Annotated in this window: 22 protein-coding genes; 15 read left to right on the top strand and 7 right to left on the bottom strand. The window is 68.5% G+C overall.

The genetic code is table 11. The features are described from left to right. The 3 genes from ACZ50N_RS18965 to ACZ50N_RS18955 are packed head-to-tail and all read left to right on the top strand — an operon-like array spanning window position 1 to window position 2746. The gene (locus ACZ50N_RS18965) at window positions 1-1500 is read left to right on the top strand and encodes an MCE family protein (RefSeq protein WP_464473533.1); all 1500 of its coding nucleotides are present in this window, start codon (window positions 1-3) and stop codon (window positions 1498-1500) included. Then, window positions 1464-2126, top strand: coding sequence for an Rv1363c family protein (locus ACZ50N_RS18960; protein WP_046365778.1), 663 nt, complete (start codon window positions 1464-1466; stop codon window positions 2124-2126). The genes ACZ50N_RS18965 and ACZ50N_RS18960 overlap by 37 nt, the downstream gene beginning before the upstream one ends. Beyond that, window positions 2123-2746, top strand: coding sequence for an Rv1363c family protein (locus ACZ50N_RS18955; RefSeq protein WP_464473532.1), 624 nt, complete (start codon window positions 2123-2125; stop codon window positions 2744-2746). Before ACZ50N_RS18960 ends, ACZ50N_RS18955 begins: the two co-directional genes overlap by 4 nt. On the opposite strand, the gene ACZ50N_RS18950 is transcribed toward ACZ50N_RS18955, so the two are convergent. Continuing rightward, the gene (locus ACZ50N_RS18950) at window positions 2747-3553 is read right to left on the bottom strand and encodes an SDR family NAD(P)-dependent oxidoreductase (RefSeq protein ID WP_046365777.1); all 807 of its coding nucleotides are present in this window, start codon (window positions 3551-3553) and stop codon (window positions 2747-2749) included. A 23-nt stretch (window positions 3554-3576) separates the two neighbouring features. On the opposite strand from ACZ50N_RS18950, the gene ACZ50N_RS18945 reads away from it, so the two are divergent. After that, window positions 3577-4818: a WS/DGAT domain-containing protein gene (locus ACZ50N_RS18945; protein ID WP_464473531.1), complete on the top strand. Its 1242-nt coding sequence runs from the start codon at window positions 3577-3579 to the stop codon at window positions 4816-4818. Here the strand turns inward: ACZ50N_RS18945 and ACZ50N_RS18940 are convergent. After that, entirely contained in the window at window positions 4803-5477 is a 675-nt protein-coding gene (locus ACZ50N_RS18940) for a TetR/AcrR family transcriptional regulator (RefSeq protein WP_053079329.1), read from the bottom strand. The genes ACZ50N_RS18945 and ACZ50N_RS18940 overlap by 16 nt on opposite strands. Window positions 5478-5541: 64 nt before the next feature. Between ACZ50N_RS18940 and ACZ50N_RS18935 the strand changes: the two genes are divergently transcribed. After that, the gene (locus tag ACZ50N_RS18935; RefSeq protein WP_464473530.1) at window positions 5542-6972 is read left to right on the top strand and encodes a carotenoid oxygenase family protein; all 1431 of its coding nucleotides are present in this window, start codon (window positions 5542-5544) and stop codon (window positions 6970-6972) included. 151 nt (window positions 6973-7123) lie between these two features. Further along, window positions 7124-8866 (top strand): DUF3556 domain-containing protein, encoded by a 1743-nt coding sequence (locus ACZ50N_RS18930; protein WP_464473529.1) that lies wholly within the window; start codon window positions 7124-7126, stop codon window positions 8864-8866. 1 nt (window position 8867) lies between these two features. Here the strand turns inward: ACZ50N_RS18930 and ACZ50N_RS18925 are convergent, their stop codons facing one another. Then, window positions 8868-9653 carry a FadR/GntR family transcriptional regulator gene (locus ACZ50N_RS18925; RefSeq protein ID WP_464473528.1) on the bottom strand — a complete coding sequence of 262 codons (786 nt, stop codon included), beginning with the start codon at window positions 9651-9653 and terminating at the stop codon, window positions 8868-8870. A gap of 149 nt (window positions 9654-9802) precedes the next feature. Here ACZ50N_RS18925 and ACZ50N_RS18920 point away from each other — a divergent pair, with 149 nt between their 5' ends. The 4 genes from ACZ50N_RS18920 to ACZ50N_RS18905 all read left to right on the top strand — a co-directional run bounded on the left by ACZ50N_RS18920 (window position 9803) and on the right by ACZ50N_RS18905 (window position 14274). Further along, window positions 9803-11107, top strand: coding sequence for an acetyl-CoA hydrolase/transferase family protein (locus ACZ50N_RS18920; protein WP_464473527.1), 1305 nt, complete (start codon window positions 9803-9805; stop codon window positions 11105-11107). Between the two features lie 67 nt (window positions 11108-11174). After that, window positions 11175-12320 (top strand): thiolase family protein, encoded by a 1146-nt coding sequence (locus ACZ50N_RS18915; protein WP_464473526.1) that lies wholly within the window; start codon window positions 11175-11177, stop codon window positions 12318-12320. Continuing rightward, window positions 12317-13120 (top strand): crotonase/enoyl-CoA hydratase family protein, encoded by an 804-nt coding sequence (locus tag ACZ50N_RS18910; protein WP_269083398.1) that lies wholly within the window; start codon window positions 12317-12319, stop codon window positions 13118-13120. The genes ACZ50N_RS18915 and ACZ50N_RS18910 overlap by 4 nt, the downstream gene beginning before the upstream one ends. A gap of 11 nt (window positions 13121-13131) precedes the next feature. Further along, the gene (locus tag ACZ50N_RS18905; protein WP_046365770.1) at window positions 13132-14274 is read left to right on the top strand and encodes an acyl-CoA dehydrogenase family protein; all 1143 of its coding nucleotides are present in this window, start codon (window positions 13132-13134) and stop codon (window positions 14272-14274) included. Between the two features lie 57 nt (window positions 14275-14331). On the opposite strand, the gene ACZ50N_RS18900 is transcribed toward ACZ50N_RS18905, so the two are convergent. Together ACZ50N_RS18900 and ACZ50N_RS18895 are read right to left on the bottom strand one after the other, a co-directional pair. Next, the gene (locus ACZ50N_RS18900; RefSeq protein ID WP_133414251.1) at window positions 14332-15075 is read right to left on the bottom strand and encodes a fasciclin domain-containing protein; all 744 of its coding nucleotides are present in this window, start codon (window positions 15073-15075) and stop codon (window positions 14332-14334) included. Window positions 15076-15196: 121 nt separating this feature from the next. Next, entirely contained in the window at window positions 15197-16105 is a 909-nt protein-coding gene (locus ACZ50N_RS18895; protein WP_464475681.1) for an SDR family NAD(P)-dependent oxidoreductase, read from the bottom strand. Window positions 16106-16183: 78 nt separating this feature from the next. Here ACZ50N_RS18895 and ACZ50N_RS18890 point away from each other — a divergent pair, with 78 nt between their 5' ends. The 3 genes from ACZ50N_RS18890 to ACZ50N_RS18880 are packed head-to-tail and all read left to right on the top strand — an operon-like array spanning window position 16184 to window position 18599. Next, on the top strand, window positions 16184-16711 hold the full coding sequence (locus tag ACZ50N_RS18890; RefSeq protein WP_048422974.1) for a gamma carbonic anhydrase family protein: 528 nt from the start codon (window positions 16184-16186) through the stop codon (window positions 16709-16711). A 29-nt stretch (window positions 16712-16740) separates the two neighbouring features. Next, window positions 16741-17886 (top strand): NAD(P)H-binding protein, encoded by a 1146-nt coding sequence (locus ACZ50N_RS18885; protein WP_464473525.1) that lies wholly within the window; start codon window positions 16741-16743, stop codon window positions 17884-17886. Beyond that, window positions 17883-18599, top strand: a complete 717-nt coding sequence (locus ACZ50N_RS18880) for a CPBP family intramembrane glutamic endopeptidase (protein ID WP_046364335.1) — start codon at window positions 17883-17885, stop codon at window positions 18597-18599. Before ACZ50N_RS18885 ends, ACZ50N_RS18880 begins: the two co-directional genes overlap by 4 nt. On the opposite strand, the gene tet(V) is transcribed toward ACZ50N_RS18880, so the two are convergent. Next, window positions 18596-19852, bottom strand: a complete 1257-nt coding sequence (tet(V), locus tag ACZ50N_RS18875; RefSeq protein ID WP_464475680.1) for a tetracycline efflux MFS transporter Tet(V) — start codon at window positions 19850-19852, stop codon at window positions 18596-18598. The genes ACZ50N_RS18880 and tet(V) overlap by 4 nt on opposite strands. A gap of 86 nt (window positions 19853-19938) precedes the next feature. Further along, complete coding sequence (locus ACZ50N_RS18870) at window positions 19939-20748, bottom strand: enoyl-CoA hydratase (RefSeq protein ID WP_464473524.1); 810 nt, start codon at window positions 20746-20748, stop codon at window positions 19939-19941. An 87-nt stretch (window positions 20749-20835) separates the two neighbouring features. Between ACZ50N_RS18870 and ACZ50N_RS18865 the strand changes: the two genes are divergently transcribed. Together ACZ50N_RS18865 and ACZ50N_RS18860 are read left to right on the top strand one after the other, a co-directional pair. Next, window positions 20836-21921, top strand: a complete 1086-nt coding sequence (locus ACZ50N_RS18865; protein ID WP_073683382.1) for a CaiB/BaiF CoA transferase family protein — start codon at window positions 20836-20838, stop codon at window positions 21919-21921. Window positions 21922-21942: 21 nt separating this feature from the next. Next, window positions 21943-22695, top strand: a complete 753-nt coding sequence (locus ACZ50N_RS18860; protein WP_046364338.1) for a 3-hydroxyacyl-CoA dehydrogenase — start codon at window positions 21943-21945, stop codon at window positions 22693-22695.

The raw sequence follows: 22695 nt of genomic DNA, 5'->3' as shown, positions 1-22695 counted from the left end.
ATGCGGCTGACTCGGCGGATTCTCCTGCAGATGGCGATCTTCGCGCTCATCGCGACGATCGCGCTGACGATCATGGTCTTCGGTTACATGCGGTTGCCGGCGTTCTTCGGCGTCGGGCAGTACCAGGTCACGATGAAGCTGGCCGAAAGCGGCGGCCTGTACCCGCGCGGCAACGTCACCTACCGCGGCGTCGAGGTCGGCGAGGTCAAGAGCATCGCACTGACCGACACCGGGGTGTCCGCGGTGTTGACGCTGAACTCCGACGTCCCGATCCCCGCCGACGTCGAGGCCGAAGTGCACAGTGTGTCCGCGGTGGGTGAGCAGTTCGTCCAGCTGCTGCCGCGCAGCGCGGGCGGCCCGATGCTGCGCAACGGCGACGTCATTCCCGAGGACCGCACCACCGTGCCGACCGACATCAACACCGTCCTGGACGCCACCAATCGAGGGTTGCAGGCGATACCGCAGGAGAACCTGCAGACCGTGGTCGACGAGGCGTACACCGCCGTCGGCGGCCTGGGTCCGGAATTGCGCCGTCTGGTCAGCGGCAGCTCGACGCTGGCCATCGACGCCCGCGCGAACCTCGACTCGCTGATCACGGTCGTGGATCAGTCGAAGCCGGTGCTGGACAGTCAGATCGAGACCGGGGACTCCATCCGGGCGTGGGCGTCGAATTTGGCGACCGTCACCGGCCAGCTGCAGCGGCAGGACCAGGCGGTCAACGGGATCCTCGACAAGGGCCCGGGTGCCGCCGAAGAGGTGCGGGCGCTGTTCGACCGGTTGCGACCCACGCTGCCGATCGTGCTGGCCAACCTCGCCAGCGTGGGAGAGGTGCTGGTGACCTACCAGCCCAGCCTCGAGCAGCTGCTGGTGCTGCTGCCGCAGGGCACCGCGGTCACCCAGGCCGTCGGCGTGCACAAGCGCAACACCAAGCAGGACTACATGGGTGATGCGCTGAACTTCAACCTCAACCTCGCGATCCCGGCCTTCCCGGCGCCGATCCCGCTGCCCCCGCAGGCGCTGCCGCCACCGTGCACCACGGGCTTCTTGCCCGCGCAGCAGCGGCGGGTGCCGACGTTCGAGGACTATCCGGACCGGCCGCCGGGCAACGTCTACTGCCGGGTGCCGCAGGACGCGCCGTTCAACGTGCGCGGCGCCCGCAACCTGCCGTGCGTCGAAAGGCCCGGCAAGCGCGCGCCGACGTGGCAGGAGTGCGAGAGCGACGAGGTGTACGTGCCGCTCAACGACGGATACAACTGGAAAGGCGATCCGAACGCCACGGCGTCTGGACAGGCCGTGCCCGACATTCCGCCGGACATCCCACCCACCGGAGCTGCTCCGGCGCAACCCGCGCCCCCGCCGATCGCGGCCGCCGAATACGATCCGGCAAGCGGCACGTACGTCGGACCGGACGGACGTGTCTACACACAGTCCAATCTGGCCAACGGTGCCGCAGAGGAGAAGACATGGCAGACGATGCTCCTCCCCCCGAAGGGGAAGTGACGGAGACAGCACCGGACACCAGCGTCGAACCGACAGACACCGACAGCGCCGACACCGACGGCGCCGACACCGACGAGAACTCGGAGTTCGCCGATCCTGACGAATCCGACGAGGACGCCGACGCGCGGCCGCCGCGGGAACCGTGGTCCTCGGTGAAGATCGCACTCGTCGGGGGACTGGCCGGCGTCGTGGCGCTCGCGGGTCTGACGGGCTGGCTGGGATTCCGCACCTGGGAGTCGCAGCGGGCCGAACAGGCCCACGAGTTGTTCCTGCAGGTGGGCCGGCAGGGTGCGTTGAACTTGACCACGATCGACTGGCAGGAGGCCGACGCCGACGTGCAGCGCATCCTGGACTCGGCGACAGGCACGTTCTACGACGACTTCCAGAAGCGGGCCCAGGCGTTCGCCGATGTCGTGAAGCAGGCGAAATCGAAGTCCGAGGGGACCATCGCCGAAGCGGGCCTGGAGTCCTCGACGGACAACGAGGCGCAGGTCCTGGTCGCGGTGAATGTCAAGACGACGAATGCCGGCGCCCCCGAACAACAGCCGCGAGCCTGGCGGATGCGGATCTCGGTGGAGAAGATCGGCGACGAGGCCAAGGTGTCCAACGTGGAGTTCGTGCCGTGACCGACGAGAAGAGCACCGAGGTGACCGACGTGACCGCCGAGACCGCCGACGAGACGGTCGACGAGACGTCGACGGCACAGGAGGCCCCACCGATCGAGGACGAGGGCATCACGGCCGCCCCGGCGACGCGGTCTCGGCCGACCTGGTCGCGGGTCGTCGCATTCGCGGTGCTGCCTGCGCTGGCACTGCTCCTCGCCCTGGGTGCGGGCTACCTGAAGTGGCAGGACAACGGCGTGCGCAACGGTGAAGTCGCCGCGGCGACGTCGATGCAGGCGGCTCGGGACGGCACAGTTGCGTTGCTGTCCTATACGCCCGACAAGGTCGAGCAGCAGCTCGGCGCCGCGCGTGATCTGCTGACCGGCCAGTTCCGCGACTCGTACACGTCGCTGACCAATGACGTCGTGATCCCGGGCGCCAAGCAGAAGCAGATCGCGGCCGTGGCGTCCGTGCCGGCCGCGGCGTCGGTGTCCGCCACGCCGGAGAAGGCTGTCGTGCTGGTGTTCGTCAATCAGACCGTCACCGTCGGCAACGACGCTCCGACCGACACGAACTCGAGCGTGCGCGTCACGCTCGAGAAGGTCGGTGACCGCTGGCTGATCTCGGAGTTCGACCCGGTCTGATCACGTCCTGCGACCGGGGTGGCTGCGGCCCAGCAAGGGCAGCAGCAGCCGGTGCGGTGCATAGCGATAGAGCAGCGCAGCCGCCCTGTTGGGCACGCCGGGAACGATCACGCCGCGCCCCTTGTCGAGGCCGTCGATCGCGGTGCGCGCCACCGCATCGGCCTGCTCCCACAGGAACGGCGGCAGCATCTTCTCTGCCTCCTCATCGGGAATGCCCGCGGTGGCGCCGAACTCGGTGCGTACGGGCCCGGGGCACACCACGGCCGCGGTCACGCCGCTGTCCCGCAGTTCCTCACGTAGAGCCTCGGTGTAGGACAGCACGAACGCCTTGGCCGCCCCGTAGGAGGCCTGGAACGGCACCGGCCCGAACGCGCCGACCGAGGCGACGTTGAGCACCGCGCCGCGGCCGCGTGCCACCATCGCGGGCACGAATCGTGCACTCAGATCCACCACCGCCGCGACATCGAGCTCGATCAGTCGCAGTTCGTCGGACACACTCACCCGCGCGACCGGTCCCAGGTTCGACATGCCGGCGTTGTTGACGAGGATCTCGACGGTCACCCCGAGTGCGGCCACCTGATCGGGCAGCGTGGCCCGCTGCGCCGGATCAGCCAGGTCGACGGGAAGCACATAGGCGCGGGAGTCGAGGGACTGCGCCAGCGCGGTCAGCTTGTCGGCACGCCGGGCCACCAGCACCACGGGGTAGCCGCGGCCGGCGAACTCGCGGGCGATCTGTTCGCCGATGCCCGACGATGCGCCGGTGACCAGCACCGCCCCGGTCTCCGAGACAGGTGGCAGCAGCGTCATGGCGTCAGCCTAGCCTTGGCGCCATGACGCTGCGCCGACTCACCGCTGTCGACGCGCAGATGCTCCTGCTGTCGGCGGCGACCCCGAACGACCAGTTCCTCCTCTACGGTTTCGGCGCACCGGTCGACGCCGCGGCGGCGCTCGCCGCGGTCCGTGACGCTGCCACCCGCTGTGCCGAGCTGACGGTCAGGGTGCGCGATCGCGGCCCGTGGCGCTACCCGGTGTGGGAGCTATGCGATGTGGGTGCCGACCAGTTCGTGGTGCACGACACGACCACGTGGGCGGGTGCGCTCGCGACGGTGGCCGCGCTGGCCGGCGATCAGGTCGACGTCCATGTCCACCCGTGGCGGCTCCACGTCTTCCCCGACGTCGACGCGCTCCCTGGTTCCGGCGCGGGATCGATTGCAGTGCTTCAGATTTCGCATGCTCTGGCCGACGGCGGGCGTGCGTCGGCTCTGGCGGCTCGGCTCTTCGGGCGCGCCGCTGCCCTGGAGGCGGTGAGGCCGCTGCCGACCCACGGCTTCGTGTACCGGTCGGCGGCCGCTGCCCGGGCGCATCGCCGGCTCGTCCTGGACACCGACGCGGGACTCGTTCCGGCGCCGGCGGTGTCGTGCCCGGCGCTGCGCAGCAACACCGCGCCGGCCGGCGCGGTGCATGTCCGCACCATCGTCCGCCGTCGCGATGAGCTGGCCGGCCCGACGGTCACCGTTGCCGCGCTCTCTGCGATCTCGGCAGCCCTGTCCGCGCACCTGCGGGCGTCCGGCGACGATGCGGAGCGGCTCGGTGCGGAGATCCCGATGGCGAAACCCGGTGTGCGTCGGGCCAACAACCACTTCGGCAACGTCGGCGTCGGGCTCTATCCGCAGCTGCCGCATCGGCAGCGGGCGCGGGCGATCGCCCAGGACCTGCTCCGGCGCCGCCGGCGGGTGTCGCATCCGGCGATGGCCGCGCAAGACGCGTCCTTCGCCGCGATCCCGGCCGCGCTGCTGCGGTGGGGGATGGGGCAGTTCGACCCGGCGCAGCGCTCACCGACGGTCGCCGGCAACACCGTCGTCTCCAGCGTGAACAGGGGGCGTGCGGACCTCACCTTCGGTGGCGCGCCTGTTGTGCTCACCGCCGGCTTTCCCGCACTGTCGCCGATGATGGCTCTCACGCACGGGGTGCACGGCATCGGCGACACCGTCGCGATCAGTGTGCACGCCGCCGAGTCGGCCATCGGTGACATCGACGCCTACACCGAGCGGCTCGTTCACGAACTCGGCTGAGCGGCAGGCTCGCTTCTCTCCGCGACCGCCCGCAACGACTGCTGCGCGGTGTCGCGATCATCGCCCATCCCGACCAGCGCGTCGATGATGAGGGGCCCGAGAACCTGTGTCAGCCCGTGGCCCTCGTGGCCGAAGAAGCCGGCGGTCTCGAGCATCACCGCGCCGTGGTTGAGGCTCCACAGTCGAGCAGCCACGGAGCTCTCGTCGTCGGGCCGGATACGTCCGGCGGCCATCATCCGGTGCACGGCGTTGCGGAGCGCGCCGAACGAGGCCGCCCATTCGGCGCGATCGGTGGCGTTGCCGGTCGTCGTCAGATCCGACCGATGCTGGGCGATGGACGCCGGGGCGGACGTGCCGAACATCAGCTGATAGCGCTGGGGGTTGGCCATCGCGAAGCGGTGATAGGCCAACCCCATGGCCAGGAAGTCAGCCACCGGATCGTCGGTCAGCGGCACTTCGGTGAGCACGGCGGTGAACCTGTCGAAGACCTCCCGGGCGATCGCATCGAGAAGTCCCGTCATACCACCGAAGTGCGTGTACAGCGCCATCGTCGACGTCCCCGCTTCGGTTGCCACCGCACGCGCGCGCAACGCGGCCACACCGTCGCGTTCGAGGAGGCGCACCCCGGCGTCGATCAGGGCTTCCGGCATCGAGCTCATGGTTGCCATCGTGCCATAACGGTGTTATACAAGACGCACGATAACGCTGTTATAGGAGGCGGACATGGGAAATCGCTACCTCGAAGGCGTCTACGCGCCGCTGTCGGAGGAAGTCACGCTCACCGACCTGGAGGTCACCGGGTCGATCCCCGAGCGCCTCGACGGTCGGTATCTGCGCAACGGGCCCAACCCGATCGGCGAGATCGATCCGGAGCTGTACCACTGGTTCGTCGGCGACGGGATGGTGCACGGCATCCGACTGCGTGACGGCCGCGCCGAGTGGTACCGCAACCGCTTCGTCCGCGGGCCGGGTACGGCGCGCGCACTCGGCGAGACAGTGCCCGATCAGCGGTACACGGTGTCGCCGATCGGCGCGAACACCAACGTGATCGGCCACGCCGGCAAGACGCTGGCGCTCATCGAGTCGGGCGTCGCGGCCTACGAACTCACCGACGAACTCGACACTGTCGGGGTCTGCGATTTCGACGGCACGCTGCGGGGCGGCTACACCGCGCACCCCAAGCGCGACCCCGAGACCGGGGAACTTCACGCGGTGTCCTACCGCCTCGGCCAGAAAAACACCGTGCAGTACTCCGTGATCGGAGTCGACGGACGCGCCCGCCGCACCGTGGACATCGAGGTCACGGGAAGTCCGATGATGCACGACTTCTCGCTCACCGAGCGGTATGTGGTGTTCTACGACCTGCCCGTCACGTTCGACGTCGAGCAGGCCGTGGAGATGACCGTGCCGAAGGCGCTGCGCCTGCCGGCCCGGTTGATGATGTCGGCTCTTCTCGGTCGGGTGCGCATCCCCGACCCGGTGGCCGCGCGCATGCCGGCCGCGCCGAGCGCCGACCGTCGCTTCCCGTACTCGTGGAACCCGCGCTATCCCGCACGGGTCGGCGTGATGCCGCGCGAGGGCGGCAACGCCGACGTCCGCTGGTTCGACGTCGAGCCCTGCTATGTCTTCCACCCGATGAACGCCTACGACTCGGGCGACACCGTCGTGCTCGACGTCGTTCGCCACCCGAAGATGTTCGCCACCGACCATCTCGGCCCCAACGACGGGCTGCCGACACTCGAGCGCTGGACGGTCGATCTGGCCGACGGCAAGGTCCGGGAGTCACGCATCGACGACCGCCCGCAGGAATTCCCCCGCGTCGACGAGAGGCTCGTCGGCAAGCGGCACCGCTACGGGTACGCGCCCGGCTTCTCTGCCGAGGGGGAGGAAACGTTGCTCAAACACGATCTGGTGGGCCACAATTCGGCGGCGCGCTCGTTCGGGGCCGGGAAGGCCGTCGGCGAGTTCGTGTTCGAGCCCAACGCCGCCGATGCCGGCGAGGACGACGGCGTGCTGATGGGTTACGTGTACGACCGGGCCACCGATTCCAGCGAGCTGGTGATCCTCGACGCTCAGACCCTCGACGATGTGGCCGCGATCAAGCTGCCGCACCGCGTGCCCGCCGGCTTCCACGGCAACTGGGTCCCTGCCTGATCTGGGTCACCTGACCCCCAGAGCCACCTGACCCCTACGGTCACCTGACCCCCGCGAGCAGACGCGTACTCGCGTGACACGCCGCAATTCCACGCGAGTTTGTGTCTGTTCGCGGCCACAAGAACTGGAACACGTTCTAGTCTGGGGAGCCATGGGGTTTCTCAAGCAAGACGCACCCGTCGTCGACTACGCCGAATGGAGCAAGGGAACCCGCGCCGAGCGGATCGTCCCGATGGCCAGGCACTGGGCCGAGGTGGGCTTCGGCACGCCGGTGGTGATGCACCTGTTCTACGTCGTCAAGATCCTGCTCTACGTGCTCGTCGCGTGGCTGATCGTCCTCACCACTACGGGAATCGACGGGTTCACCAACGTCGCCGCCTGGTACCACGAGCCGATCGTGTACCAGAAGGTCGTCTTCTACACGATGCTGTTCGAGATCATCGGGCTGGGCTGCGGCTTCGGACCGCTGAACAACCGGTTCTTCCCGCCGATGGGCTCGATCCTGTACTGGTTGCGGCCCAGCACCATTCGGCTGCCACCGTGGCCGAACCGGATCCCGCTGACCCGCGGCGATGCCCGCACGCCGGTCGACGTGGTGCTCTACGGCGCCCTGCTGGTGATGCTGCTGGTCGCGCTGTTCTCTGACGGCACCGGACCCATCCCGGAGCTCGGCTCGCAGATCGGGGTGCTGCCGGTCTGGCAGACCGTGGCCATCCTGGCGCTGCTCGCCCTCGCCGGGCTGCGCGACAAGGTGCTCTTCCTGGCCGCGCGCGGCGAGGTCTACGGCGCGCTGGCGGTGTGCTTCCTGTTCAGCGGCGCCGACATCGTGATCGCGGCCAAGCTGGTGTGCCTGGTCATCTGGATGGGCGCGGCGACGTCGAAGCTCAACAAGCACTTCCCCTTCGTCATCTCGACGATGATGAGCAACAACCCGGTGATCCGCCCACGCTGGATCAAACGCAAGTTCTTCGAGCACTTCCCCGACGACCTGCGGCCCGGTCGCGCGTCGCGCGTGCTGGCACACGTCTCGACGGCCATCGAGATGCTCGTGCCGCTGGTGCTGTTCTTCTCCCACGGCGGCTGGCCCACCGCGATCGCCGCGTTCGTGATGCTGTGCTTCCACTTCGGCATCCTGTCGGCGATCCCGATGGGGGTGCCGCTGGAGTGGAACGTCTTCATGATGTTCTCGGTGCTGGCGCTGTTCGTCGGCAACGCGGGCATCGGGCTGGGCGATCTGCAGAGTCCGTGGCCGCTGGTGCTCTTCGCGGTGTCCGCGGGCACCGTCGCGATCGGAAACCTGTTCCCGCGCAAGGTGTCCTTCCTGCCCGGCATGCGCTACTACGCGGGCAACTGGGACACGTCGCTGTGGTGCGTCAAGCCCTCCGCCGACGCCAAGATCGCCGCGGGCGTCGTCGCGATCGCGAGCATGCCCGCGGCGCAGATGGAGAAGTTCTACGGCAGCCGCGAGACCGCCGAGATGTACCAGTACATGGGGTACGCCTTCCGCTCGTTCAACACCCACGGCCGCGCGATGTTCACCCTCGCGCACCGGCTGATGGCCGGACACGACGAAGCCGACTACGTGCTGACCGACGGAGAACGCATCTGCAGCACCGCGATCGGGTGGAACTTCGGCGACGGCCACATGCACAACGAGCAGCTGATCGCCGCGCTGCAGAAGCGCTGCCACTTCGAGCCGGGGGAGGTGCGGGTGCTGCTGCTCGACGCGCAGCCGATCCACCGGCAGCGTCAGGAGTACCGGCTGGTCGACGCCGCGACGGGTGAGTTCGAACGGGGGTACATCCTGGTCGCGGACATGGTGACCCGGCAGCCGTGGGACGACACCGTGCCGGTACACGTCACGTGGCGCAAGGACATGTCCGAAACGGCTTGAGTCAGCCCATCACATCGCGAATCGGCACACTCTCCAGACCGGTCAGCAGCAGTTCCCGCGATACGTCGAGGTGCTTGCGCCAGTGCTGCTCGGCGCCGGCGGCGTCGCCGGCCCGCAGGTAGGTCATCAACTTGCGGTAGGAGCGAATCAGCTTGTCGTAGTCGGCTTTCGACACGGGCCTGCGCTCGTTGAACACGAAGGCCGTGTGCCGCACCGTGATCTCGTGCAGCATGCCCGCGACGATGGACAGCGTCGTGTTGCCCGAGAGCTGCACCACCCGCAGATGGAAGGTGCCGGTGTTCTCGGCCAGCCGGTCGGACTCGCAGCCCTGGGCCACCAGATCATCGAGCAGTGCGTCGAGTTCGGCGAAGGCCTCGGCCGAGCCGGATTCGGCCAGCAGACGCGCCGCCAGCGGTTCGATGCCGGCTTTCGCAGTGAGCAGATCGGCGATCGTGGCGCCGGAGAGCTCCAACAGCAGCCCGGCCGGCCGGGCCACCACCTCGGGGCCGGGCACCCGCACGCGTGCCCCGGTGCGCGAACCTCGCCGCACTTCGACGAGCCGCTCGGACTCCAGCACGCGCACGGCTTCGCGCAGCGTCGGCCGGCTGACCCCGAAGTGGGCCATCAACTCGGCTTCGTTGGGCAGGAAATCCCCGTCGGTCAGCTGCCCGTCGACCACCATGCGACGCAGCGTGCCGGCGACCAGCTCGGCGGTCTTGGGTGACCGCACCCCCGGCCGCGCGCCGGTCGCGTCGATCATCGGCGCCAACCGGGTGCTTCGCGTCACGATGTCTCCACGATCTGAACAGGGTCCTGCCGCCGCGTTGTGCGGCGAGCTGTGCAACTCAGTAAACCATGTGAGGGCTGCGTTGCCGGTGTCGGAATCGACCGGTGTTTGTCCGTCGGACGCATTGACCTGCATGGCAGGGTATCGGCATGCCGGAGGAATTGACCGCCGAGCGGGCCGCGCAGCGGCTGCGCCCCGTCGACACGTTGGGCATCCCGCTCGGACCGGGACAGCCGCCGGCCTTCCTGCGAGCGCTCGGCGCCCGCACGGACTGGACGGCGCTGCAGGTGTACGGGGCCCTGCTGGCCGTGGGCACCGAGCTCTTCTCCCGCCCGGGGGTCCGCTACCTGTCGGGGTTCTACGGCCCGCTCGAACGCGCGTTGCGCGATTCCGGCGCCGACGTCGACTTCATGCCGGCCGATTTCCGGCGTTTCGGGCCGCTGCTGCAACGGCAGCGGCCCCGCGTGATGGCCACGGTCGCGACACCGCCGGATGCCGACGGGTGGTGCTCGCTGTCGTTGCACGCCGGTGCCACCGTCGCCGAACTGCACCGGGCCGGCTCCGATCCGGACCGGCTGCTGGTCGTCGAGGCGTCCGAGGGGTTCCCGCGCACCGGGGGGTGGGGTGAGCGACATCGCCACGCGCTGCACGTCGACGAGATCGACGTGCTGATCCGCTCGACGGAGCCGCCGCTCTCGCTGCCGATCGCGGCGCCCACGGACACCGACGCCGCGATCGCCCGGCACGCCGTCGGATTCATCCGCTCCGGGGCCACGCTGCAGACCGGGATCGGCGCGATCCCGAGCCAGATCGCCGCCCTGCTCGCCGAGGGGGAGGCCGGCGACTTCGGGCTGCACAGCGAGATGTTCACCGACGGGTGCATGCGTCTGCACGAGGCGGGAAAGGTCACCAACGCGCGCAAAGGTCAGTACGACGGCGTGAGCGTCACGACGTTCGCGTTCGGATCGCCGGACCTCTACAGCTGGCTGGACGGCAACGCCGAGGTCGCGTTCCTGCCCGTCGAGGTGGTCAACGCGCCGGAGGTGATCGCGGCCAACGCGGACATGATCTCGATCAACGGCGCGCTGGCGGTCGACGTGCACGGCCAGGTGGTGGCCGACACGATCGGCGACGAACAGTTCAGTGGGATCGGTGGCGCCGAGGACTTCGTCGCCGGCGTCGGACTCGAACTGTCCGATCGGTCGCTGATCTGCCTGCCGTCGACGTTCGAGCGCGACGGCGTTCCGCACTCCCGCATCGTGGCCCAGTTCGCGTCCGGCGCGATCATCACCACGCCCCGCCACCAGGTCGACGTCATCGTCACTGAGTACGGCGCTGCCGAGCTCGAGGGGCTGACGGTACGGGAGCGCGGCCATGCGCTGGCCGCCATCGCTCACCCGCTGTTCCGGGACGAATTGATCGACGCGGCGGACCGCGCCGCCCGCCGTGCATGAGCAAGTTGACCTAGTAAACCTTGTCGTTTAACTTCGAAGAATCCGTCCAATGAAGGAGTGTCTTTCCATGCCAGAAGCCGTCATCGTCGAAGCTGTGCGGTCCCCTGTCGGCAAGCGCAACGGCGGACTCTCCGGAGTGCATCCGGCCGAGCTGTCCGCGCAGGTCCTCAACGGTCTCGTCGAGCGGGCCGGGGTCGATCCCGCGCTGGTCGACGACGTCATCTGGGGCTGTGTCATGCAGGCCGGCGAGCAGGCGCTCGACATCGCCCGCACCGCACTGCTGACGGCCGGATGGCCGGAGTCGGTGCCCGGGGTGACCGTGGATCGCCAGTGTGGATCGAGCCAGCAGTCGGTGCACTTCGCCGCGGCCGGTGTGGTCGCCGGACACTACGACGTCGTCGTCGCCGGCGGTGTGGAGTCGATGTCGCGGACCCCGATGGGTTCGTCGTTGGCCGGTGGCGGAAACCCGTACCCCGCGGGCTTCAAGGACCGGTACAGCAAGACCCCGAACCAGGGCATCGGCGCCGAGATGATCGCCGAGCAGTGGGGCCTCAGCCGCACCGATCTCGACCAGTTCTCCCTCGACTCGCACGAAAAAGCCGCCGCCGCACAGGATGCCGGTGCTTTCGAGGATCAGATCGTGGCGATCAAAGACCAGGACGGTAATCCGGTCCTCAAGGACGAGGGCATCCGTCGCGGCACGACCCTGGAGAAGATGGGTCAGCTCAAGCCCGCGTTCCGTGAAGACGGTGTGATCCACGCCGGCAACAGCTCTCAGATCTCCGACGGCTCGGCCGCGCTGCTGTTCATGTCGGCCGAGAAGGCCAAGGAACTCGGCCTCAAGCCGCTGGCGAAGGTGCACACCGCGGTGCTGGCCGGCGCCGACCCGGTGATCATGCTGACCGCGCCGATCCCGGCGACGCAGAAGGCACTCAAGCGGTCGGGCCTGACGATCGATCAGATCGGTGCGTTCGAGGTCAACGAGGCGTTCGCGCCGGTGCCGATGGCGTGGCTCAAGGACATCGGCGCCGACGAGAAGAAACTCAACCCCAACGGCGGGGCGATCGCACTCGGTCACCCGCTCGGCGGCTCGGGCGCCCGGATCATGACCACGCTGCTCTATCACATGCGCGACAACGGGATTCAATACGGGCTGCAGACCATGTGCGAGGGTGGCGGGCAGGCCAACGCCACCATCCTGGAGCTCCTGTGACCACTACGGAGACGACCGAGCCGGGCGCGCTGGTCGAGCGCCGCGGCAACGTCATGGTCATCACGATCAACCGGCCCGAGGCGCGCAACGCCATCAACTCTGCCGTGTCGATCGCACTCGGCGACGCGCTGGAGGAAGCGCAGAACGACCCGGACGTGTGGGTCGTGGTGCTCACCGGCTCGGGAGACAAATCCTTCTGCGCCGGAGCGGATCTCAAGGCGCTCTCTCGGGGCGAGAACATCGGCCATCCTGATCAGCCGAAGTGGGGCTTCGCCGGTTTCGTCCGACACTTCATCGACAAGCCGACCATTGCCGCCGTGAACGGCACAGCTCTCGGGGGTGGCACCGAACTGGCGCTCGCCAGTGATCTGGTCGTCGCTCAGGAGAGCGCGAAATTCGGTCTCCCCGAAGTGAAGCGGGGCCTGATCGCCGGCGCCGGCGGGGTGTTCCGGATCGTCGAGCAGATCCCACGCAAGGTGGCGATGCAAATGATGCTGACCGGTGAGCCGATCAGTGCGGCCGACGCGCAGCGTTGGGGGCTGGTCAACGAGGTCGTGCCCGACGGTACCGTGCTCGACGCCGCGCTCGCGTTGGCCGAACGCATCACCGTCAATGCCCCGTTGGCCGTTCAGGCCAGCAAACGGGTCGCCCGCGGCGCCGACGACGGCGTGGTCGTCGACGAGGAAGCCGGATGGACCCGCACCATGCGCGAGGCCGTCGTCGTCTTCAGCTCCGAGGATGCCAGGGAAGGGCCACTGGCGTTCGCCCAGAAGCGTCAACCTGTCTGGAAAGCCAAGTAAGGGAATCGATTATGAAGCGCACCATCTACGAGGCCGAGCACGAGGCGTTCCGCGACACCGTGCGGGGATACATCGAGAGTGAACTCGTGCCCAACGCCGAGAAGTGGGAGGCCGATCGCATCATCGACCGGTCGGCCTACGTCGCGGCCGGCAAGCACGGGCTGATCGGGTTCAACATGCCCGAGGAGTACGGCGGCGGCGGCACCGACGATTTCCGGTTCAACGCGATCATCGACGAGGAGATCGCCAAAGCCGGTGTGCCCGCACCGGGGCTCAGCCTGCACAACGACGTCGTCGGGCCCTACTTCAAGGACCTCACGAATGACGAGCAGAAGGAGCGGTGGCTCCCGGGTATCACGAGCGGCGAGACGATCATCGCGGTCGCGATGACGGAGCCGGGCGCAGGCAGCGACCTCGCCGGCATCCGCACCTCGGCCGTGCGGGACGGGGACGACTGGATTCTCAACGGGTCCAAGACCTTCATCTCCTCGGGCATCAACAGCGACCTCGTCGTCGTCGTGACCCGCACCGACCCCGACGCGGGCCACAAGGGCTTCACGCTGTTCGTGGTCGAGCGGGACATGCCTGGGTTCACCCGCGGCCGCAAGCTCGACAAGATGGGAATGCACGCCCAGGACACCGCCGAACTGCATTTCGAGAACGTGCGGGTGCCGAACGCCAACATCCTCGGCAAGGAGGGTCGCGGCTTCTACCACCTGATGCAGAACCTGCCCTCGGAGCGGTTGTCGATCGCGATCTCCGCGATCGCCGGCGCGCGCGAAACCTGGCGCCAGACACTGCAATACGCGAAGGATCGCAAGGCGTTCGGCCAGCCGATCGGCAGCTTCCAGCACAACCGGTTCCTGCTCGCGGAGATGGACACCGAGCTCGATGTCACCGAGCAGTACGTGGACCGGTGCCTGCAGGCCGTCGTCGACGGCGAGCTGACCGCCGTCGAAGCGGCCAAGGCGAAGTGGTGGGCGACCGAGGTGGCCAAGAAGGTGGTCGATCAGTGCCTGCAGCTGCACGGCGGCTACGGCTGGATGATGGAGTACCGCGTCTGCCGTGACTACGTCGACGGGCGAATCATGACGATCTTCGGTGGAACCACCGAGATCATGAAAGAGATCATCGGCCGCGATCTCGGCCTGTAGGACAAACGATTTCGGCGTGGTTGTCGTCGCTAGGCGACGACAACCACGCCGAAATCACTAACCGATCGGGGCTTCTGCGGCCGGGGTGGTCGGCGTCTCGGCCGGCAGCGGTGCAGCCGGCGTGGTGGCCGGGGTCGCCGATGTGGTTGCCGTGGTCTCCGCTGTGCCTGACGTGCTGGTCGACGTCTTCGGGGCCGGTGCGTCCGCCGGGTTCAGCACGTGATCGACCAGGTAGATCCGCGCGTTCTCCGCCTGGATGCCACCGCACACCACCTGGGTGGTCTCGTTGACCTTGAGGTTGTCGCCGGAGCCGGTCACCTCGATCTCGGTGCCCTCCTGCGTGGGCCGCTGGCCCTTGACGTCATCGGGGCCCAGCAGGCCGAGGAAGACGTGGTAGTACAGCAGGCTGGTCAGCGCGGCCGGGTCGGTGCGCAGCATCTCCTGCTGCTCGGGCGGCAGCTCGGCGAACGCCTCGTTGGTGGGCGCGAACACCACGAACGGGCCGTTGTCGAGCACCGGGTCGATGTTGACGGCCGGGTTCAGCTGGCCGGACACCGCGGCGTTGAACGAGCTGATGTCCGGGATGCTGGCCAGCACCTTGCTGACGGGCACATTGGCCAGGCTCTTCCAGTTCGGCACTGCTTGCTTGAACGGATCGCACTTGCCCTGCGGGTCGGGGATCTCAGCCGTCACGGTGGTCGTCGTCGGCTCGGCGGATGCGGTCACAGCCAGCGGAACCGACAGGGCGAGCGCGGCGGCACTCGCAGCGATGCCGATGGTCTTGCCGGTGCGGGTCTTCACGTTCTGCTCCTCATGCTCGTCAGGTCGCTTGGCATGCTAAGCGCAGGCTCGGGTCACGACCAAGTCGAGAATGTGTCGCGGTTGTGCCCTGAACCGTTACAGAAGAACCGCTGACCAGCAGTTATCGCGCGCCGACAGCGGGCGTGCAGAGCTGCTCGGAGAGCTGCCACAACTCCAGTGCGCGGGCCTCGTCCACCGCGTACGCCGCCGCCTCGGCGACCGCACAGTCGGACAGATACACACCCCCGGCAGGGGTCACGTCGTCGCTGACCGCGGCCCACACCTGCGTCGCCGCGCCGTACTCGGGCGTGGTGAACTGCCGGTTGGTGCGGCCACGCCGGGTCAGGTCGGCGAAGTCCTGGTCGTCCATGTGCCGGGCCAGCGAGGTGGCGACGATGCCGGGGTGCACCGCATAGGCGTGCACGCCGCTGTCGCGCAGGCGTCGGTCCAGTTCGACCGCGTGCAGCACGTTGGCGGTCTTCGATGCGCCGTACGCGACGAATTTGTCGTAGTCGCGGTGCTCCCAGTTGGCGTCCTCGAGGTCGATGTCGCCGAGCCGATGCCCTTCGGAGGACAGGTTCACCACACGCGCGCCGTCGGCAGCGACCAGAGCGGGCAGCAGCGAGCGGGTCAGCTCGAAGTGACCCAGATGGTTGGTGCCGAACTGCATCTCGAACCCGTCGACGGTGCGCTCGAACGGCGTGAACATCACCCCGGCGTTGTTCATCAGCACGTGGACGGCCGGGGTCAGGTCGCTGATCTCCGCCGCTGCCGCAGTCACCGATTCGAGCGAGGTGAGGTCCATGCGCACCGTCGCGGTCGACGCCTGCGGTACCTGCTCGCGAACCCACGCCTGCGTATCGGCGAGCGCCGCCGCGTCGCGACCCGTCAGGACCACTCGCGCACCGGTGTGGGCCAGGCATCGGGCCGACTCCCGGCCCAGTCCCGACGTCGCGCCGGTGATCACGACGGTCTCACCGGTCAGATCGACGCCCTCGACGATCTGCAGGGCGGTGGGGGTCGACGTCATTGTCGAGTCGGAGGTCGTCACGACGAGAGGATCGCACGCGCCTGCCGAGCACGCGGCAGCCGACCCTACGATGGCGCCATGCCGGAGCCGCTGATCCTTCCCATCGCCGGGCACGCGCCTACGCTGCATCCGCAGAGCTGGGCCGCGCCGAACTCCACGCTCGTCGGCCGGGTGATCCTCGCCGAGGGGGCCAGCGTCTGGTACGGCGCCACGCTGCGCGCCGAGACCGAGGACATCGAGGTCGGGCCGGGCAGCAACATCCAGGACAACGTGACGATCCACGTCGACCCGGGTTTCCCTGCGCGTATCGGCAGCGGCGTGACCGTCGGCCACAACGCGGTCCTGCACGGGTGCACCGTCGGCGACGACACCCTGATCGGGATGGGAGCGGTGGTCCTCAACGGAGCCACCATCGGCGCGGGATGTCTGATCGCCGCCGGCGCGGTGGTGTCGCAGGGCGCCCAGATCCCGGCGGGACACATGGTCGCCGGGGTGCCCGCCAAGGTGCGCCGCGAGCTGGGCGATGCCGAGAAGGACGGCATCCGGACCAACGCGCTTCTGTACCAGGAGCTGGTGAAATTGCACCGTGACACAGGCAACGTCTGACATAGCGGCGGTTGGGGTACAGGCCAGTCGTGGGTAATCGGACTCTGGTCACCGGCGCGAGCGGCTACATCGGCTCTCGCCTGGTCGCGTCGCTCCTGGCCGCCGGCAACGACGTCGTCGCGGTCAGCCGCCACCCCGAAAGGCTGCGCGAATTCGGCTGGTACGACCGTGTTTCCGCAGTCGAACTGGATGCCGGTGACGCAGCGTCGGCGCGGCGGGCGTTCGACGAAGCCGGTCCGATCGACGTCGTCTACTACCTGGTGCACGGAATCGGCCAACCCGGTTTCCGGGAGGCCGACAACGAGGCCGCTGCCACTGTCGCCGAGGCGGCCAAGGCCGCGGGAGTGCGCCGCATCGTCTACCTCGGCGGATTCGTGCCGCAGGCCCGTGACGGCGGACCGCTGTCGGAACACCTGGCCAGCCGGGCCGAGGTCGCGCACGCGCTGCAGATCGACGGCGGACCCGACGTCGTGTGGCTCGGCGCGGCGATCGTCCTCGGGGCGGGGTCGACGTCCTTCGAGATGTTGCGTTACGTCGCCGACCGGTTCCTGCTGCTGCCGATGCCCGAGTGGTCGGCCAATCCGATCGACCCGATCTCGATCCGCGACGTGCTGTACTACCTGGTGGCCGCAGCGGACGAGACGGTGCCCGCGGGCTCCTATGACATCCGCGGACCCGAAACCACCACGTACGGAGATCTGCTGCGCACCTACGCGCGCATCGCCGGCATCTTCCGGACCCCGGTCCCGGTGTACGGCATCGACACCGGTCTGGTGTCGAAGGTCAGCGGCGCCATCCTGCCGGTGCCCGGCGGTCTGGCCGGCGACCTGATCGAGTCGCTGGACTTCCCGATGATGGCGACCCAGGACGGTCTTGACGTGCCCGACCCGCCGGAGGGACTCACGAGTGTCGAGGACGCCATCCGCGCAGCCGTGACGAGCCCCTCGCGCCGACCCGTCGACCGTCTGGCCGACCCCCACCACCTCGCCGACACCGATCCCGATTGGGCGGGTGGGGACGCGTTGCGGCTGCGGCAGATCGCCTCCGCTGTGACGCCGCATGTCGTCCACCCGGTACTCGGACTGATCGGTCTGGTGCCCAAGCCCGTCGCCGCTGCCGTCCGCACCGGTCTGGATCACGTGATCGGACTGGTGCCCAGAGGGAGTACTGCGTGAACAGCTCAGAGCACACGCCGCTGTCCGGCGAGATCAAGCAGATCGCGCGCACCAAGGCGCCTGCATTCAACGAGCCGCCGTCGATGGTGACCCGGCGCAAGTTCGTCGTCGCGGTGTTCCTGCTGATCGGCGCCGCGCTTCTGGGTTACTCACTGAGCCTGCCGCCCGGAGACAGCTCGTTCGTGTGGCTCACGCTGGCGCTGGCCGCGGTGTGGGCGATCGGCGCGTTCCTCTCGGGCCCGCTGCACTGGGGGCACGTGAGCTTCCGCGGCCGCAACCAACGCCCGGTCATCACCGGCACCGGGGTCGGTTTGGGGCTCGGAGCGATCTTCGTGCTGGGTGCGCTGGTGGCCCGCCAGATCCCCCCGGTGCGTGACTACATCACCAGCGTCCTGGAGTACGTCAACACCGCGCCGCTGTGGGCGATCGCGTTCATCACGGTGATCAACGGCCTGGCCGAGGAGATGTTCTTCCGCGGCGCGCTCTACACCGCGCTGTGGAAGTACAAGCCGGTGCTGGTGTCGACGGTGCTCTACGTGATCGCCACGGCCGTCACGACGGGCAACCCGATGCTGGGTTTCGCGGCCATCGTCCTGGGCACCGTGTGCGCGCTGGAGCGCCGTGCCACCGGGGGAGTACTCGCCCCGATGCTGACGCACTTCTTCTGGGGGCTGGTGATGGTTCTCGCCCTGCCCCCGTTGTTCGGCGTCTAGTCCAGCGGGTGCGCGACCTCATCGCGCCCCATCTGGGCGGCGGCCATCGCGATGCCCGCCAGCAGCACCGGCACCAGGCCCGCGGTGAGGAAGATCGTCGGCATCGACACCACCTTCGACAGCGGGCCGATGATCGCGAACGACACCGGCATGAACGCCAGTGAGACGAAGAAGTCCAGGCTCGACACGCGGCCCAGCATCTCCGGCGGCACCCGCCGCTGCAGCAGCGTGCCCCAGATGACCATGCCCGCGCCGTCGGTGACGCCGATGACGGAGGTGGCCAGCGCCATCACCGGGAACGACGACGTGACGCCGACGACCGCCAGCGGTATCGAGCCCAGTCCCCACATCGTCATCATCACCGTCAGATAGCGGCGGGGCAGTCGCCGTGACGACACCGTCAGCGCACCCAGCGCGCTGCCGAGGCCGAAGAACGCGAGCACCAGACCATAGGTCTTCTCGCCGTCGGCGAACCTGTCGCCGACGATGAAGGGCAGCAGCACCTCGATCGGGCCCAGGACCACCAGCACGAACACGCTGGCGAACAGCAGCGTCCACAGCAGCCACGGTGTGCGCCACACGAACGCGAAGCCCTCGCGTAGATCGCGCAGCAGGTGCGACTTCGGTTGTGTGACAACCCGTGTGCCGGCCGGCCGGGTTGCGATGAGCAGCGCGAGACCGATGGCGAACAGGATCGCCACCACGAGTGCGCCCGCGGCCGGGAACGTCGCACCGATCAGCACGCCCGCCACCGCAGGGCCGGCGGCGCGCTGGAACACCGGGCGTACGACGCCTTCGACGCCGTTGGCGGCCAGCAGCTGCTCGGCCGGCAGGATGCGCGGGAGCAGGGCGCTGTAGGCCGGGAAGAAGAACGCGGCGGCTACGCCCAGGGCGCCGGCCGCGATCGCGAGATGCCAGATCTGCAGCGTGCCGGCGAAGCCGAGCGCCGCGATGACGGAAACCACTGCGGTGTTGACGAATTCGACGACGATGATGATGCCCCGCTGGGGGAGCCGGTCTGCGGCCAGGCCGCCGACGAGGACGAAGGCGACCAGGCCGAGCCCCAGGCATGTCGCGACCAGCGACAGCGAGGTGGGATCGTCGTCGATGGCGATCACCTGCAGCGTCATCACCACCGCCCACATGCCCTCGGCGAAGATCGACAGGGAGACGGCAGCGATGAGCAGGCGGTACTCGCGGAATCGGAAAGGCGCGAGCACGCGCCAGCGGGCATCTGCCGCCGGCGTCTCGATGTGGTAGTCCGTGCTCACTTGTCGATGGTGGCCGACGAGTGGTGCTCGCGTCGAACGATTTTCGCGCGTCCGCGGTCGAGAAAGGGCTAGGTGTCGGTGAAGGTGGGCTCCCGGCGCTGCTGGAACGCGCGCATACCTTCGCGGCAGTCGTTGGCGCCGAGCAGGATCAGCTGGCCTTCGGTCTCACGCTCGAGCGCACCCTCGAGCTCGGTCAGCGTCGCGGCGTTGACCGCCTCCTTGGTCTTGCGCAGTGCCACCGCCGGGCCGCGGGCCAGCCTCGCGATGACCGCGTCGACCTCGGTGGCGAAATCCTCGGTCGGGTAGACCGCGCTCACGAGCCCCCAGTCGAAGGCCTGTGCGGCGGGAATGCGCTCGGCCAACAGCGCCATCCGCATCGCCCGAATTCGCCCGACCGCCGCGGCGATCAATGCCGAGGCCCCGCCGTCGGGCATCAACCCGATCTTGGTGAACGCCAGCATGAAAAATGCCTTCTCCGAAGCCAATACGACATCACACGCCAGCGCCAGTGACGCCCCGACACCCGCTGCCGCGCCCTGCACCACCGCGACCGCCGGCTGCGGCAGCGCCACGATCGCGCGGATGGCGCGGTTGGCGGCGTCGAGCACCTCGGCCGGCGTTCCCGCCCCGTCTGGATCGGCGTGGTCGGACTCGCTGATACCCGCGCCGGAGGAGAAGCCGCGCCCGGCCCCCTCGATGCGCACCACCCGCACCTCGGGGTCATTCGAGGCGCGGTCAAGAGAGTCTGCCAGCGTGGTCAACATCGCTGCGGTCAGCGAGTTCAGGCTGTCCGGGCGGTGCAGTTGCAGCGTCAGCACACCGCCCTCGCGGCTCACCCGAAGGTCGTCGATACCCGCGTAATCCTGCGACGTTGACATAGTCAGGCACCCTAGGTGGGCCGAGAAGGTTATACAAGTAAGCTATGTCGGGCTCGACCGAGCGACCGACGAAAAGGACGGGTGGAGATGGCTGGACCTCTGCAGGGACTGCGTGTGGTGGAGTTGGCCGGCATCGGCCCCGGACCCCATGCGGCGATGATCCTCGGCGACCTGGGCGCCGATGTCGTGCGCGTGGAACGTCCGGGCAAGGGCGGTGGTGCGCCGAGCGGGGACTACCTGCTGCGTAACCGGCGTTCGATCGGCGCCAACCTGAAGGACCCGGCCGACGTCGAGAAGGTGCTCTCCCTGATCGCCAAGGCCGACGTGCTGATCGAGGGGTTCCGTCCCGGGGTCACCGAACGTCTCGGCCTGGGGCCCGAGGATTGCGCGAAGGTCAACGAGCGCCTGATCTATGCGCGGATGACCGGGTGGGGCCAGGACGGACCGCGGGCTCAGCAGGCCGGTCACGACATCAACTACATCTCGCTCAACGGCACGTTGCACGCGATCGGCCGGGCCGGTGAGCGCCCGGTGCCGCCGCTGAACCTGGCGGGCGACTTCGGTGGCGGGTCGATGTTCCTGATCGTCGGCGTCCTCGCTGCTCTCTTCGAGCGTCAGACCTCCGGCAAGGGTCAGGTGATCGACGCCGCGATGGTCGACGGCTCCAGCGTGTTGATGGCAATGATGTGGGCGTTCCGCGGCACCGGCATGTGGAGTGACGAACGCGGAACCAACATGCTCGACACCGGTGCGCCCTACTACGACACCTACACCTGCGCCGACGGCCGCTACGTCGCGGTCGGCGCGATCGAGCCGCAGTTCTACGCCGAGATGCTCAAGGGGCTGGGCCTCGACGCCGCCGATCTGCCCGGCCAGAACGACGTCAGCCGGTGGCCGGAGTTGCGGGCGCGGCTGACCGATGCGTTCGGCGCGCACGACCGCGACCACTGGGCCTCGGTGTTCGCCGGTACCGATGCCTGCGTCACCCCGGTGCTGTCTTTCGCCGAGGTCGAGTCCGAGCCGCACAACACCGAGCGCGACACCTTCTACCGCGAGAACGGGAACCTGTACCCGGCGCCGGCGCCGCGGTTCTCCCGCAGTGTGACGGACGCCCCGAAGGCGCCGGGTGTACCGGGTGCCGATACCGAAGCTGTTCTGCAGGACTGGATTTAGCCAACAGAAAGGAACCGATCAATGGAGATCAAGGACGCGGTCGCGGTCGTCACCGGAGGTGCCTCCGGTCTCGGTCTCGCGACCACGAAGCGCCTGCTGGACCGAGGCGCATCCGTCGTGGTCATCGACCTCAAGGGCGCCGAGGCGGTCGCCGAATTGGGGCCGCGCGCCAAGTTCGTCGAGGCCAACGTCACCGATCCCGAGCAGGTCGCCGCTGCGCTGGACGCGGCGGAGGAGATGGGGCCGGTCCGTATCGACGTCAACTGCGCGGGCATCGGCAACGCGATCAAGACGCTCGGTAAAGAGGGGCCCTTCCCGCTCGACGGCTTCCGCAAGGTCGTCGAGGTCAACCTGATCGGGACGTTCAACGTCATTCGCCTTGCGGCAGAACGCATTGCCAAGACCGAGCCCATTGGCGGCGAGCGCGGCGTCATCATCAACACGGCGTCGGTGGCCGCGTTCGACGGGCAGATCGGGCAGGCCGCGTACTCGGCATCGAAGGGCGGCGTGGTCGGCATGACGCTGCCGATCGCGCGTGACCTGTCGCGTGATCTGATCCGCGTCGTCACCATCGCGCCGGGCCTGTTCAAGACCCCGCTGCTGGGCTCGCTGCCCGAGGAGGCGCAGGCCTCGCTGGGCAAGCAGGTGCCTCACCCGGCGCGCCTCGGTGACCCCGACGAGTACGGCGCGCTCGCCACGCACATCGTCGAGAACCCGATGCTCAACGGGGAGACGATCCGGCTCGATGGCGCGATCCGGATGGCGCCGCGGTAA

This window comes from Mycolicibacterium obuense, from assembly GCF_055397605.1.
The sequence above is the reverse complement of the archived record's forward strand: the minus strand, read 5'-3'. Positions and strand labels throughout refer to the sequence as shown.